We start from the raw sequence: 15211 nt of genomic DNA on the forward strand, positions 1-15211 counted from the left end.
TCGTTATTATTTTTTAGATTCGCTCTACAATGGTGGCAATTCCCTGACCGCCGCCAATACACAGTGTGGCTAAACCGCGTTTGTCCTCGCGCTGCTGCATGGCGTGGAGAAGAGTAACAAGGATGCGGGCACCACTGGCGCCGATGGGGTGTCCTAAAGCAGTGGCACCACCATGGACGTTGATTTTTTCTCTCTGTAGTCCGAGTTCTTTGCCGACAGCCAGAAATTGAGCGGCAAAGGCTTCATTAGCTTCAAAAAGGTCGATATCGGCTACAGTCAAACCGGCTTTAGCTAGCGCTTTTTGGCTGGCAGGCACAGGTCCCATACCCATGATGGCAGGGTCAACCCCGCTTGAACCATAACCGGCAATCCGCGCCAGTGGCTTGATGCCGAGAGCTTTGGCTTTTTCGCCAGACATAACAACAAGGGCTGCTGCACCATCATTGATACCTGAAGCGTTGCCTGCAGTTACTGTGCCGTCTTTCTTAAACGCTGTCCGCAGTGTGGCAAGTGACTCAACTGATGTGCCTCGTTTAGGGAACTCATCTGTGGCAAAGATGGTATCGCCTTTCTTACCTTTAATGGTTACAGGCACAATCTCTTGGGCGAAAGCGCCGCTGTCAATGGCTTTGAGGGCTTTTTCCTGTGATTCGGCAGCCAGCCGGTCTTGCTCTTCCCTAGTAATGCCGTATTTGGCGGCAATGTTTTCGGCAGTGATTCCCATATGATAGTCATTGGTTGCGCACCATAGGCCATCGCGAATCATAACATCAATAAGCTTGCTGTCGCCCATACGATATCCCCAGCGTGCTTTTTCCAGAAGATAAGGGGCGTTGGTCATGCTTTCCATACCGCCTGCTACAATGATGTCAGCATCGCCGGCCATAATTGATTGGGCGGCCAAGTTAACGGCTTTGAGGCCGGAGCCGCAAACCTTGTTAATTGTGTAGGCTGGTACTTCAACAGGCAATCCGGCTTTTAGGGCCGATTGGCGGGCGGGATTCTGGCCCAGACCTGCCTGTAGTACGTTGCCCATGATGACCTCGTCAACAGCATTTGGGGCTATATTGACTTTTTCCAAAGCAGCACGAATAACAATGCTGCCTAGTTCAGTCGCTGATAAGGGGGCCAGTGCGCCATTGAAGGTGCCTATGGCTGTCCGCAATGCGGCGGCAATAACGACTTCTCTCATCTTTTCATCCTCCTAGTGATTGTTGTAAGGTTTGAGACCGCTTACGAACAAAAACAGCTGCAATTTTCGTGCCAAGAGTAACGAATAAACGTAGACCTGAATGTTTACAAGCTGCTAAAGATTGGTTATGATTTGGTTAATGGATAACTTATTAAGTATCGGTTGAAGAACAGTTAATTGTAGGGAGAGATGAAATGAAAAACAAAATAGATAGCAGCGAGGCTATTTTAAAAGAATTAATAACAAAGATAGAGAGACAAAATTGGGATATTTCGTCCCATCAGGAGCTCTTTGCTGGTTTGAAGAAAGTGCTCAGTGAGCTCACTGAAGCCAGGGATCTTGATTTTAGAGAGATTGGGGATCATCTCTATGACGGGATTTACATTACCGATGGAAACGGGAAGACCTTGTATGTTAATGCGGCATACACCAGAATAACCGGTATTCATCCTGAAGAAGTTGTAGGGAAGTATGTTGATGAGCTCTTGACGGCGGGCGTTTATCTAAATGCCGTAACGCCGGAAGTAATTAAGCACAAAAAACAAGTAAACTCCATGGGAGAAAGTTTAAGGAACGGAACTAAAATGCTGATTACTGGCAGTCCGGTTCTGGATGCTGAAGGGAATGTAAAAAAAGTCGTTATTATTGATCGGGAAATAACCGACTTGCTGCAAATGAAGTCTGACCTGGAAGCTTCGCAAAAACAGATAAAAGCGGTTGAAAAAGACAAGATAAAGAGTGCGCTGGAAGTCGAGCACCTCAGGAAACTACATTTAAACAAGAATATGATTGGAAGTAGTCTTGAAACACGGCAGGTCATCAAGAGTATTCAACAAGTTGCCGGTCTTGATGTTACAGTTTTGATTACGGGAGAAACGGGTGCAGGCAAAGAGGTGGTAGCAAATGAAATCTACATGAATAGTGCTAGGAAAAATGACCCCTTCATCAAAGTGAATTGTGCGGCTATTCCTGCTAATTTGCTGGAAGCTGAGTTGTTTGGCTATGCCAGGGGGGCATTTACCGGTGCTACCAGTTCAGGAAAAACCGGCTTGTTTGAATTAGCGGACAAAGGAACGATAATGCTTGATGAAATCGGGGACATGCCGATGGAACTGCAATCAAAATTACTCAGGGTAATTCAACACAAGGAAATAACCCGTATCGGGGGCTCGAAACCTGTTAAGTTAGATGTTAGAATTCTCTCTGCGACAAATTGCGATTTAAAAGACCTTGTGAAACAAGGACGTTTTCGTGAAGATCTCTACTATCGGTTGAACGTATTTCCTATTCACATCCCGCCGCTGCGCTCAAGAGACCAGGATATCGAGACACTAGCCCGCCATTTCCTTGAAATCTACAACTCGAAATACGCAAAGAACACAGCGATAGAGCCGCTTGGTTTTGAAATGATGCGGCAGTATTCGTGGCCGGGAAATATTCGTGAATTACAAAATATAATTGAGAGACTTGTTATCGTATCTGAACAAGATGGAACGATTAGTAACGAGCAAATCGGCAATTTGTTGAATATACATCCGTCTTATATGTCTGAGCTTGTTGTGGAAGAGATGGGTCTTAAAGAAATCGTTAGTAATATCGAGAAAAAGACTATCGAAAAGGCCTTAGCATTGTGTGGGAGTACAAGAAAAGCTGCCAAAGTTTTAAAAGTAGACCAATCAACCATTGTGAAGAAAGCCAAGAAGCTTGGAATCAATCTAAGAGATGAAAATGCGCATCAGTAATGATGCGCATTTTCATCTCTTGGAATATCGGCTATAGCTATATGAACAAAATTTATCCGGTAAATGTGATGACCAATTTCATCAAGAAGAAAATGGACACGGAAGAGACCGCCGCATCCTCCCGGGCAATGATATGGGGCTTTTGCTTACATGCAAGGAGGTTTTTAAGAGAGAATCTGTGCAAACCTGCGAGGTAGTTATTTGTTTTTAAAAAACATTTAAATAATCAATCGAAATATTCGAATTGGCATAGTTCTTGCAAATAAATAAGGCGTAGGAGTTAAGGGCATAAACACTAAGAACTGAGGGGGAAACAATGTCTAAGGTAATCAGTATAGAGCAGGCAATGGACAAAGTACAAGATTCGTCTGTTATAATGATTGGGGGATTTTTAGCGGTTGGAACTCCAGAACGTTTAATTGATGCTGTGGCTAGCAAGGGATATAAAGACCTTACTGTAATAGCCAACGACACTGGATTTCCAGATAGGGGCATTGGCAAACTAGTTGTTAATCGCCAAGTGAAAAAGGCAATTGTTTCGCATGTTGGCACAAATCCCGAAACCGGCCGCCAAATGAATGTTAATGAGCTTGAAGTAGAATTATCACCGCAAGGAACATTGATTGAACGCATACGCTCTGGTGGTGCTGGTCTGGGCGGCGTGCTCACGCCAACAGGTGTGGGAACGGTTGTTGCTGAAGGAAAGCCTACAATAACAATTGACGGCCGCGAGTTTTTATTGGAAAAACCCCTACGGGCTAATGTTGCGCTGGTAAAGGCGCATAAAGCTGACACGGACGGCAATCTGGTATTCAGAATGTCGACACGCAACTTCAATCCCCAAATCGCCACCGCAGCCGATGTTGTTATTGCTGAAGTTGAAAAAATCGTGCCTGTGGGAGAATTAGCTCCTGACGAGGTTATGGTGCCAGGAATCTTTATTAATAGCATCGTTCAAGCTTAGTGGGAGATTGGAGGAGCGTTCATGGAAAACAGAGTTCTGATTGCCAAAAGAGTTGCCCAAGAATTTAATGATGGTGATGTAGTAAATCTGGGAATTGGTATACCTACACTTGTCGCCAACTACATCCCAAATGATAAAAAGGTGATCCTGCATTCTGAAAATGGATTTATCGGACTGGGGCCTGTAGGAGAAAGTATTGATCCTGATTTGAGCAATGCGGGCGGACAACCGGCCGGCATTCTGCCAGGCGGCGCTACGTTTGACAGTGCTATGTCATTTGTCATCGTTCGCGGCGGGCACCTTGATGCCACTGTGCTAGGAGCGTTGGAAGTAGACCAGGAAGGTAACCTGGCTAATTGGATGGTTCCTGGAAAAATCGTGCCAGGCATGGGTGGGGCCATGGATCTTGTCGTTGGTGCCAAACGGGTTATTGTCGCCATGGAGCATGTCGGTAAAGGCGGCGTACCTAAAATTATGAAAAAATGCAGCTTGCCGCTTACGGCGTTACATGAAGTTGATTTAATAATTACTGATTTGTGTGTCTTTAAGGTAACAGAACAGGGGCTGGTACTAACTGAAATAGCGCCTGGTGTAGCTCTTCAGACCGTAAGGGAATCTACTGATGCAGATTATATAATTTCTCCTGATATCAAAGAGATGGCGGTCTAAGTAAGTTTATGTTGCTAATTGGGCTATAAATATAGAAAAAATAGAAAGGAGGAGGCGAAAAACATGAAGAAGGTCGAATTAAAAGATGTAAAGCCATACCAAGCTCCTAAGCACTTCAACATGGTTGCGCTAAAATTGCATGGGAAGGAGGAAACCGGGGCTCAGAAATTCTGGATGGGTCTGTCGCATTTCTTGCCTGCGGGTGGCGCTGAATATGATGCATCCCCTGTAGAGAAGATTTATTTTGTTCTCGAAGGCGAAGTAACTATTACTACCAAGACGGAAAAAGTCGTGTTGAAGGCATGGGATTCTATCTACATCGGAGCCAATGAAGGCAGAGAAATTATCAATGAAACCAATAAACCCGCAAGTATGCTGGTGGTTATGAATTATCCTGAAGCATAATTGGGTATGGAAAGGTGATATGTAATGGAACAGGCAATTTTGGATAAAATCAAAAATCTATTTTGTCTTGAAGGCAAAGTAGCAGTAGTAACCGGCGGTGCCGGTGCCCTGGGAGAAGCGATTGCTGCTGGGTTAGCGGCGTATGGTGCTGATATTGTTGTTACCGGTAGAACAATTGCTACCTTGGAAGAAGCCGTAAAGGGTGTTGAAAAACTCGGCAGAAAAGCACTGGCTGTTGCTTGTGACGTCAGCAAAGAAGCAGATGTAATCAATATGGTTAAACAGACTGTGGACACCTTCGGCAAGATTGATATTCTTGTGACTGTAGCTGGCATTGCCAAGCGTCATGCGGCCGAAGATTTCCCGGCTGAAGACTTCCAGCAGGTAATGGATATAAATGTTAAAGGCACGTTCCTCACCTGTAAGCATGTTGGCCGGGTAATGAAAGACCAGGGCTTTGGTAAGATCATTACCATATCTTCAGTGCGTGGTTTCGCCGGACATCCTGGTGGCTATGCAGCTTACGGCCCCAGCAAGGCTGCCGTTGATGGCTTGACCAAACAGTTGGCAACTGAGTGGGCTAAATACAATATTACTGTAAACGCCATTGCGCCGACCATCTTCTGGACTCCGCTTACTCAGCAAGTACTCGAAGATGAAAAACTTAAGCAAATATTCCTGTCGCGCATTCCACTCGGGCGGGCAGCTGTGACCGAAGATATGGTTGGAGCAACAGTATACTTAGCTGCGCCAGCTTCAGACTTTGTAACAGGTCAGATTCTGTATGTTGACGGTGGTTGCACTGCTGGTTAAAATTGACATAATATAAACAATAATTGTTTGGAGGAATAACAAATGGGAAAAAAGGTATTAGTAGATTTAACTCATCCATTCCATGCTGACATACCAGTATGGCCGTATTTTGCAAAACCTAAAATTGATACTATGCATAGCCTTGCAAAAAGCGGAGTATTAACTCAAAAAATAGATGTTGTTATGCATTGTGGAACACATGCAGATGCACCGCGCCATGTTATGGAATACGAGTTTGACGGTAAGCGCGCACGTTACACTCATGAGCTTCCATTGGATGCTTATTATGGAGATGCAGTTTGCCTGGATATACGTGTTGAGCGCTGGGGCCTTATTACAGCAAAACATCTTGATGATGCTTTGGCACGTGCAGGAGTAAAACATGAAGAAGTAAAGGGCATGGTACTAGTTTTAAGAACAGGTATACATCTGAAATTTGATGACACTAAAGAATATTATCATTATTCCTGCGGATGCGGTAGAGAAGCAGGACAATGGTTTGAGAAATATCAACCCAAATGTGTAGCTATGGACATGCAAGCCCTTGACCATCCTCTCCATACAACAATGGGTAAGAACGGTCCACCTGCAATGAATCTTATTGGTGATTCAGGCAAACCGATTACTGAGGAATACATTGAGCAATTTGGTATTGAGGCTTATGCAGAGTTCGAAAAGGATGTATTTATCAAAACATTTGGTAAAGAAAAATATATGGCTGCGTATGGTAAGCTTGAAGAACATGGTCTGGCGGGAACCTGGGAGCCTTGCCACAAATATATGATGGGTAATGGCATTGTAGGTGTCGAAAACGTCGGTGGAGATCTTGAAAAAGTTGTAGGCAAACGATTTAAATTCATGGCATTCCCAATTCGCTGGTGGCTGGGCGATGGTGCTATGGTTCGCTGTGTTGCCGAAATAGATGAAGATGATCTAAATCCAGTACCAGACAGAGTATACAAATACGGTGGATTTTAATCCAGTAGCTGGGAAAATGTCGGCGGTGACATCGTTATGGTTGTAGGCAAGCATGTAACCATCAGGGGCTCCCGCTTCGCTGATATATGGGCGAGGGCTCTATTGTCCGTCTAGTGGGCCATGATTGATGAAGATGAAATAAACCCCGGCGTAGAACCGCGGGTTTATAAATACGGTACAGTCTGATACTAATGTTAAAGTGTCTGGATGATAATGGGGTGCAGTTCGTCGTATGGTTTTGCGTTGCTTGGCAACTGCCCCCTTTTTATCACTGTGGGTAATGGCCAATTATATAATTGCGAATTAAATAGTCATAATTTTATGAATTTATATTTTTTAAGCTACAAGAATTATTGGCAAAACAAAATTTTATTTTGCTCATGACATACTTAGTGGTACTCACCAGCGGCTGTTCCCCCGGGGGATTAATCGGCTTACCGATATACCTAGAGCTAAAAGAGGGAAGTATTGGTTTATGGATAAAATATTAGAATCGCTTATTTTATGTATACCTATTATACAAACGGTGCTTCCGTTTGACTCGATGGTCGTTATATCTGATAGAGACACCTTTCTATACTATGGCCCAGGCAAAAAGATGCAGCATGAGTCTCCTGTCGGTAAACCTGTTTGTAAAGGAGATGGATTGTGGGAAGCCATAGCAAGTAAAGTCACACAAGATATTGTAGTATCTAAAGACGTTTGGGGCTTTCCTTTCAGGAGTATTAGCGCGCCTATCTTCAATGAAACTCGTGAAATCATTGGAGCAATCGGGTTGGCGTGTAGTTTAGAGACCCAAGAAATTCTGTATGATGTTGCGCAAACGATCGCTGCAGCGTCTGAACAGGTGGCGGCATCAAGTCAGGAACTTGCAGCTAATGCGGCACTGCTTAATAAGAGATTAGAATTGCTTGGGATCACAGGGCAATCTATGGTACAAAATATTGGCAAGTCAGACTCTATTCTTATGTTTATTAAAGACATAGCAGCAAATACAAATTTACTGGGACTAAACGCGAGCATTGAAGCGGCTAGAGCGGGTGAGCAGGGGCGAGGGTTTTCTGTGGTTGCGCAGGAGATTAGGAAGTTATCTAATAATAGTCAGGTATCTGTTAAGGAGATCAAGGAAATTTTAGAAAGCATGCGGGGGGAAATAACGCAGATAGAAAAAGAAATAGACGAGGTGGATAAAATTAGCTCACAGCAGAAAGCTGCCAGCTACGAGATAAGTAAAGCCATAGAATCGCTTACCAGTCTAGCAACAAGAGTACAAGAACTTGCATTTCGTGTATGATTAAGAGTTTTGTAAGTAAATCATTTACATTGAAGTCCGGGGGTCTGTATTTTTTGCTGCGACTGGTACCGTGGGTTCGAATCCCACCCTCTCCGCCAATAAAATCAAGGGTTGTAGCGATTGCTGTAACCCTTTTTTCGGTGCGCTCAGCATGGGCGCTTACTTGCTGGTGAACTGATGCTAAAAGCGCAGGGACATGCCGATTTTCTGAATTTAAAATGTGAAGTCATTCCCGGAACACTGGATTATCTAAAGGAAATCATCAGCATGGAGCACTTGTCCAGCAAAAACTAAATGGCTAGTGATTGAAAACCCGACTATGATATAACAATAGCTCCTGCAGGCTTAAACCAGCTTGCAGGAGCTATTGTTATTTATATGATAAGTTTACTTAAGTTTTTTTATCACTAAAGACTATGGGCAAGGGTTACCTACCTGCTATTGTACGGGGTAATTTTTTCGTATCGAGCTGTACGTCCTGGTCTGGTTTTATATTAAGTGATTCAAGCACTTTCAGAAAAAGCGGGACTGCAGGGTTACTGTGTTCCTTTTTCCAGGTAGCCATAATATTACAATAAGCTTCTTCGCCCTGCATACTAACTAAAGAGATACAGGCCGGGACATGACGAACCAATGATGGGTCCTTAGGCATGAACGAAATACCTACTCCTGCCTCCACGTACCAGTATACGCTTTCCATACGGGTTGTTTTACTGGCAATATTGGGAGTAAAATCCCTGTTAGCGCAAAGATTCATAAACCAGTTAAAGCCATCCGGTGTTTCTGCATCAGACAGTACAATGAAGGAATCAGCGGCTAAGGCCGAGATATCCAGTGAAGTAGCTCCGGCGTAAGGATGGTCGCCGGGTAACAAAAAACACATGGGCGTTCTATGAATTAAACGCTGGGAAAATCGATTGGCTTTTAATTCACTTCCCATAATCAAGGTAAAGCCCAGATCCAATTCTTCCGATTCTATAGCATTTTCTATCATTCTCAGGGTTAATACACGAATATCTACGCTAATCTGCGGGTAAAGCGCACGAAATCTTTTGAGTGAATAGGGGAGAAACGCATTCTCAAATCCAAAGCAGCCGATCTTCAGACTGCCGCGGATTCCACGCTGCGCCTGACGGGTTTTTTCCACAATATCAGTAATTTTAGCCATCAGGCCATGGCCTTCTCTTAGCAGGGTTTTACCTGCCGGTGTCAGTTCAAGTGACCTGTGATGGCGAAAAAACAATTCAACGCCCAGTTCTGATTCAAGGTCGGCAATTTGTTTGCTTAATGCTGACTGACCAATGTATATTCGCTTAGCGGCCTCTGTGAAACTCAGGCATTGCGCAACCGTTATAAAGGACTGCAAATTCCGAATGTCCATGACGTTTTCCTCCTGCCTGCCCAAACTATAATATATAGATATATATATATCATAATATAACTGTCACCAAAACGATAGATCGTTGATCATTTTTAGTATGATGATTAGGAATAGTAGTCGGAATTATGAGAATTTGACGGTGCTTAAAGATGAGTCTAACATAAAATTAAGCAATGTATGAGCGCTATGATTGCATTGCGGGAAGTAATGCAATGACAGTTCTATTACTGGAAAAATCATAAAATGGAGGGATTTTGTGTGGGAACTAATGCGCAATTATTCAACACGCACGTCAACAGGCTCACTACAGCGATTACCTTGGGGAAATTGGACAGAACACCGGTGATTATTGCGGCAGATTCCTTTTTTGCCCGGCATATGGGAGTTCCCTTGGCTGAGTATCTTCAGGATCTGGAAGTAAGCAGCCAAATCCATTTAAAATCACTAGCAGAGTTGGGGGAGATTGATGGTATTCAGTATTTAACTCCGTGTGTTCATGCTTTGGGGGCGGCAACATTCTCCAAAGTAAAATTGCCGGGAAGGGAACTGCCCCCTGATGATCAGTGGCAGATTGATGAAACCTCGCCGATGTCAATTGAAGATTACGACATTATTTTGGATAAAGGGTTTAACTACTATCAACAGCAAGTACTTATCAAGCATTTCCCGGACGCCCTCCCCGATCTGCAAAAATACATCTCGCCTGACTGGGACAAAATTATAGCGAACTATGTTAACGCCGGCATTGTTCCCTTTAGCCCGATTATATCCGTAATCCCGTTTGATGTTCTCTCAAGTGCGAGGGGAATGGCCAATTTAACCAAAGATTTGTTCCGGATGCCGGAGAAGATCGAGGCCGTACTGGCGGTTATGACTGCTGATATGCTGGCAGGGCTGCAGACTCAGATTGATAAGGTTAAGCCGTTTGCCGTATTCATCGGGGCAACACGCTGCGCACCTGAATACATGTCGGCAAAAATGTGGGAGCGTTTTGCCTTACCGCTGATTAAGAAGCAAGTGCAGCTTGTTGTTGACTCAGGGGCTTACGCCTTGCTTCACTGGGACAACAATTGGACCCGCGCGATCGATTATTTGAAAGACTTTCCCCAAGGAAAATGCATTTTGTCTTCTGACAGCAATACCGATTTATACAAAGCAAAACAGGTATTATCCGGTCACATGTGTGTGATGGGGGATGTTCCTGCAGCCATGCTTACCCTGGGAAATCCGGAGGAAGTCTACCTGTACTGCAGGAAATTAATTAGCGATTTAGGCCCGGACGGATTTATTCTGGCAGTTGGCTGCTGTGTTCCTCTTAATGCAAAGCCTGAGAATATTAAAGCCATGATTGCGGCAGCTACCGGTAAATAGTGGCTTATGGGTCTGAGCTGGCTTAGCTATTGGGGATTCAGGTTTATCATTAGTCAAATATTCAAATCAGCTTCTTATGATAATTGGGAATAGTTCTGAGAATTTTGAGAATTTGACGGATTTTATAGGACGGATTAACATTGAGGTAAAAGACTGTGTCATTCTGACCGCAAAAAAGGGGGGGAGAATGAGGATCAAAGCTTCTTAGTTACCCAGTTAACCTGGCTTTTTTAAATACTGGCTTGCTTCTTTACGAATCCTGAAACTGTTGAAACTACGGGCTGCAGCAGACGGATAAGTAATGTTTCATAATAATATAACGAGGGAGTGCTAGCATGAAAACAACACAAGAATTACTTTTGGAGCGTAAGACCAGGGTTCATAAAGCCATTGCTTTGGAAAAACCGGACAGGACACCGGTAATATTAATGGCTGATGCGTTTTGTGCCAACCATATGGGGGTAAAGCTGTCTGATTTCTGTTCAAGCCTTACAGTTCAGAACCAAACAATGTTAAACTCCGCTAAGGCCTTTGGCGATATTGATGGTATGAATGCCCCTTATGCGGCAGGACCGCTGTTTCCGCTGATTTTTATGACCTATGTTAAGCTTCCTGGCAAGGAGCTGCCGGACAATTCCTTATGGCAGCTTGATGAAAAGGAAGTCATGACAGTAGAGGACTATGACACTATTCTCAATAAGGGCTGGGGGCCTTTTATGCAGGATTATTTGGTAAACAGGCTGCATTACCCGCTCGGTCAGATCTTGGAAGAACTGGCGCAAACGCCTCAGTTTGTTAAAAACTTCGAAGATGCCGGTTACATGATTTATTCTCCCATTATTGCTACCGCAGTTCCCGAATTGCTCGGCGGCGGTCGTTCCATGCCAAAGTTTATGAGGGATTTATACAGAATTCCCGATAAGGTTGAGGCCGTTCTGGATGTTATTCAACAAGAGTGTCTTGAAACGCTGCGGCAGCAGATACGAGCGACCAAAGCTTCGATTGTTTTTATGTCCCCCGCCCGTGGTGCCAGTGAGTTTTTCTCACCAAAACTTTGGCAGCGGTTTACCTGGAAATATTTAAAAGAAACAGTGGATGTAATTTTGGAAGAAGGCGCGGCAGCAGATATTCATATTGACTCCAACTGGGAACGCGATCTGGAATATTTCCGGACTTTGCCAAAAGGGAAATGCGTTTTTGAAACCGATAATGCCACTGATATTTATAAAATTAAGGAAGTCATCGGCGACGTCATGTGCATAAAAGGTGATGTCCCAGCTGCTAAATTGGCTCTGGGCACCCCGGATGAAGTATATAATTATTCGTCACAACTGGTTAGAGACATGGGGCCTGGTTTTATTCTTTCTTCTGGATGCTCTATACCGCCGAATGCCAAGGTTGAAAATATCAAAGCCCTGATTTCCGCCGCTACCGGAAAATAAGACAGGTAAATAGGAACCCAACTGTTAAAGAGCTAACCGTCATGTGGGACAGGTTAGCTCTTTTTGTGCAGGCCTAAGTCCTGGCGCAATTTGTGATTTTTTTATTTTGGAGACAGTTACAGGATATTGCAATTTTGACTCGAAGATGACTAGATACGTCATTGATCTTTAGCCATTACACAACTTTTCTCAAGGAGGGAAAGTGATGCCTATGAAAAACTTATCGATAAAAGCTCATCTTTGGATTGCATTTGCAGTTATCCCCATGTTCCCAGTCGTTTTTCTTAGTACTCTTCAGGCTGTGCAGACACAGGAACCTTCCTTACAGTCTATAGCTTTAAATATGACTATTACACTCCTATTTACCCTTTTATTGGGCAACTTCCATGCAAAACGCATAAATAATACCATTAAAACTCTTGTGGAGTACATTCAGGATGTAATTAGTGAGGGCTATGAGACAAAGCAGGTCAGTTTTCCGCGATATGCTCCTCAAGAGTTTCATTTTATGGCTGAACATTTTTTTATTATGGCGAAGAAAATTAGAGAGAGTCAACAAGCTCTGCTACAGCTAAATACTGAGCTCGAACAACGGGTAGAAGAACGAACCAAGAGTTTATTGCGAATCAATCATGAGTTAGCAATATTAAATCAGCTCATTACCCCGATCGCTCCCTACCCAGGGGGGGCAAGTATTATTAGAGAGGTTCTCAGACAGTTTTTTGAGGTATCTGGCGTTAATGTGAAATTATATCTTACCAAACCGGTATTTTCCTTACTTGGTCCTTATGAGGATGATTTTAGGGGCGATGTTAACGACTATGCAGCAAGTATTAACACTAGTCACAAAAATGCACACCGGTATTATATTCAACCGATTCGTTCGGGCAATACAACTTTCGGACACTTTGTAGTGCTAAATTCCCCGCTAAGTGAAGCAGACAGGGCGTTCATACAGACACTATCCCATTCTGTGGGGAGTATTTTTCAAAATGAAATTTTGTCACGAACACTCCAGCAAAACCATGCTGTTTTTAAAGCCGTTCTTGAGAGCATGCACGATGCGATCACTTTGATCGATAAAAAGAAGGTGGTAGTATACGCGAATGGCCGTATAGCCAAGATGCTCAACATTCCCCGTGACAAAATGCGGGGCTTGTCAGAGGATTATATTTTTGATGTACTAGTAGGCAGGCTGTCTGATTCTGACCAGAAAATTATTCAGCAAGCCAAGCAGGACTATGGCACCTACAGGTTTAAAACTAATAACGGAAATAATCAACAGCATGTGAGGCTGTCTGTTTTTCCCGTTACCGACGATGAAAACCATACAATTGGTAAAGGGTTTTTATGGAGGGATATTACCAAGGAGCACGAGGTTGATAAGCTTAAGAGTGATTTAATTTCCATGGTTTCCCATGAATTCAAAACACCTATTACGAGTATAAAGGGGAGTGTCGAAACGTTACTGCGTTTAGATGCCGATTGGGACGAAGAATTCAAACAGGAAATGCTGACAGGAATCCATGAGGATATCGGCCATATTCAAGAATTGGTGAATGATTGGCTGGATGTTTCCAGAATTGATGCCAAAGCCATTAGTTTGGATAGGGAACCGGTGCGGGCAAGCACCGTTGTTGACAATGCAGTCCGAAAGTTGCCAAAACACTTTGCCAGTGGTGCCAACATTGATTCAACTGTGGATGAAAATTTACCGTTTATCTACGGCGATAGAGTTCGCTTGGGGCAAGTACTGTCAAACCTTTTGACTAACGCCATTCGTTATAATGATCGTCGACCATATATTAAAATTTCTGCAGCTAGTGACGAAAGATATGTATATATCAATGTGGAGGACAATGGTATTGGCATAAACGAAAAGCACCTGGAGAGGGTATTTGACCGATTTTACTGTGTTGATACTGGCCAGGAGCGGCGTACCGGTGGTACCGGCTTAGGTTTGGCCATCTGCAAAGGGATTGTCGAAGCCCATGGCGGCAATATCAAAGTCAAAAGTTGTGAGGGTATCGGCAGTGTGTTTACTATTGGAATACCTAAATATAAATATGTTGGTGATAAGCATGAAAAAATGTAGAATTCTCATTATTGACGATGAGCCAAAAATATTACGCTTTATTTCTGCTAACCTTAAATCCTTAGGTTATGAGCCTCACATATTTCAGAACGGCTTGGACGCACTGGACAATTTTGATGCACTGGACCCGGAATTGATTTTATTAGATATCATGATGCCCGGTCTGGATGGCTTTGAGTTATTGAAAAGGCTGCGGACGTTTTCCAATGTACCGGTTATTGTATTAACAGCGCGGGGTAATGCAAACGACAAAGTGCATGGACTCAATATGGGGGCTGATGACTATCTTACTAAACCGTTCTCCCTGGATGAACTCTTCGCCCGGGTTAAAGCGGTTCTGCGACGGTCTGATAGCCGGGCAGTCAATAATTATATGACAAGCGAGATTAAAAATGGCCAAGTTACCATTAATTTGGCCCAACGGCGAGCGTGGATAGGAAATAAGGAACTGAAGCTAACAGAGACAGAATATAACTTGTTTTCGTTGTTGATGTCAAATGCTGGTAAGGTACTTACGCATGAGCAGCTTCTCAGTGACGTGTGGGGAAGCGAATATCGCGATGATGTCGAATACTTAAGAGTGGCTATAGCCCGTATACGCCAGAAAATCAAAAATGCCGACTTCGATGGCACTTTTATAGTAACTTATCCTGGCGTCGGGTATATGGTTTCAAATTTAAATGACGGAGCTGAACACCATCTATAGCGAGATGGTGTTTCTATGCTTTTGTAATGTTTTTGTAATGCTCAAACTTGTGAAATTTATGCGAATTTAATGAAAAATACGTTAAAATACAAATACCAGCACTGCTTGATTAAAGAGAGCGAGGCGTTGGCTCATTGTTTTCTTAAAATAATAAATTAA

The 15211-nt window shown here is 43.5% G+C and carries 13 protein-coding genes; 11 read left to right on the forward strand and 2 right to left on the reverse strand.

From position 1 onward, the window contains the following. Window positions 1–13 precede the first annotated feature (13 nt). Window positions 14–1192, reverse strand: coding sequence for an acetyl-CoA C-acetyltransferase (locus VN447_RS20765; RefSeq protein WP_325527901.1), 1179 nt, complete (start codon window positions 1190–1192; stop codon window positions 14–16). Window positions 1193–1386: 194 nt separating this feature from the next. Between VN447_RS20765 and VN447_RS20770 the strand changes: the two genes are divergently transcribed. From VN447_RS20770 to VN447_RS20800, 7 genes are all read left to right on the forward strand, one after another. Then, window positions 1387–2934, forward strand: coding sequence for a sigma-54 interaction domain-containing protein (locus VN447_RS20770; protein ID WP_325527904.1), 1548 nt, complete (start codon window positions 1387–1389; stop codon window positions 2932–2934). Window positions 2935–3250: 316 nt separating this feature from the next. Further along, a complete protein-coding gene (locus VN447_RS20775) occupies window positions 3251–3898 on the forward strand; it encodes a 3-oxoacid CoA-transferase subunit A (protein ID WP_325527906.1) in 648 nt (215 codons plus the stop codon). Between the two features lie 21 nt (window positions 3899–3919). Then, entirely contained in the window at window positions 3920–4567 is a 648-nt protein-coding gene (locus VN447_RS20780) for a 3-oxoacid CoA-transferase subunit B (RefSeq protein WP_325527908.1), read from the forward strand. A gap of 63 nt (window positions 4568–4630) precedes the next feature. After that, window positions 4631–4972, forward strand: a complete 342-nt coding sequence (locus VN447_RS20785; protein ID WP_325527910.1) for a cupin domain-containing protein — start codon at window positions 4631–4633, stop codon at window positions 4970–4972. Between the two features lie 24 nt (window positions 4973–4996). Beyond that, on the forward strand, window positions 4997–5785 hold the full coding sequence (locus tag VN447_RS20790) for a glucose 1-dehydrogenase (RefSeq protein WP_325527912.1): 789 nt from the start codon (window positions 4997–4999) through the stop codon (window positions 5783–5785). Window positions 5786–5827: 42 nt separating this feature from the next. Then, the gene (locus VN447_RS20795; protein WP_325527913.1) at window positions 5828–6763 is read left to right on the forward strand and encodes a cyclase family protein; all 936 of its coding nucleotides are present in this window, start codon (window positions 5828–5830) and stop codon (window positions 6761–6763) included. Window positions 6764–7238: 475 nt separating this feature from the next. Next, window positions 7239–8057, forward strand: coding sequence for a methyl-accepting chemotaxis protein (locus VN447_RS20800; protein WP_325527915.1), 819 nt, complete (start codon window positions 7239–7241; stop codon window positions 8055–8057). Between the two features lie 427 nt (window positions 8058–8484). On the opposite strand, the gene VN447_RS20805 is transcribed toward VN447_RS20800, so the two are convergent. Next, window positions 8485–9438, reverse strand: a complete 954-nt coding sequence (locus VN447_RS20805) for a LysR family transcriptional regulator (RefSeq protein ID WP_325527917.1) — start codon at window positions 9436–9438, stop codon at window positions 8485–8487. A gap of 258 nt (window positions 9439–9696) precedes the next feature. Between VN447_RS20805 and VN447_RS20810 the strand changes: the two genes are divergently transcribed. The 4 genes from VN447_RS20810 (at window position 9697) to VN447_RS20825 (ending at window position 15052) form a co-directional block, all read left to right on the forward strand. Continuing rightward, window positions 9697–10809, forward strand: a complete 1113-nt coding sequence (locus tag VN447_RS20810; protein WP_325527919.1) for a uroporphyrinogen decarboxylase family protein — start codon at window positions 9697–9699, stop codon at window positions 10807–10809. A 335-nt stretch (window positions 10810–11144) separates the two neighbouring features. Next, entirely contained in the window at window positions 11145–12251 is a 1107-nt protein-coding gene (locus VN447_RS20815; protein ID WP_325527921.1) for a uroporphyrinogen decarboxylase family protein, read from the forward strand. A gap of 205 nt (window positions 12252–12456) precedes the next feature. After that, window positions 12457–14346 (forward strand): sensor histidine kinase, encoded by a 1890-nt coding sequence (locus VN447_RS20820; RefSeq protein ID WP_325527923.1) that lies wholly within the window; start codon window positions 12457–12459, stop codon window positions 14344–14346. Continuing rightward, window positions 14333–15052 carry a response regulator transcription factor gene (locus VN447_RS20825; protein WP_325527925.1) on the forward strand — a complete coding sequence of 240 codons (720 nt, stop codon included), beginning with the start codon at window positions 14333–14335 and terminating at the stop codon, window positions 15050–15052. The genes VN447_RS20820 and VN447_RS20825 overlap by 14 nt, the downstream gene beginning before the upstream one ends. Window positions 15053–15211 lie beyond the last annotated feature (159 nt).

This window comes from Sporomusa sp., assembly GCF_035561155.1.
Classification (GTDB): domain Bacteria; phylum Bacillota; class Negativicutes; order Sporomusales; family Sporomusaceae; genus Sporomusa.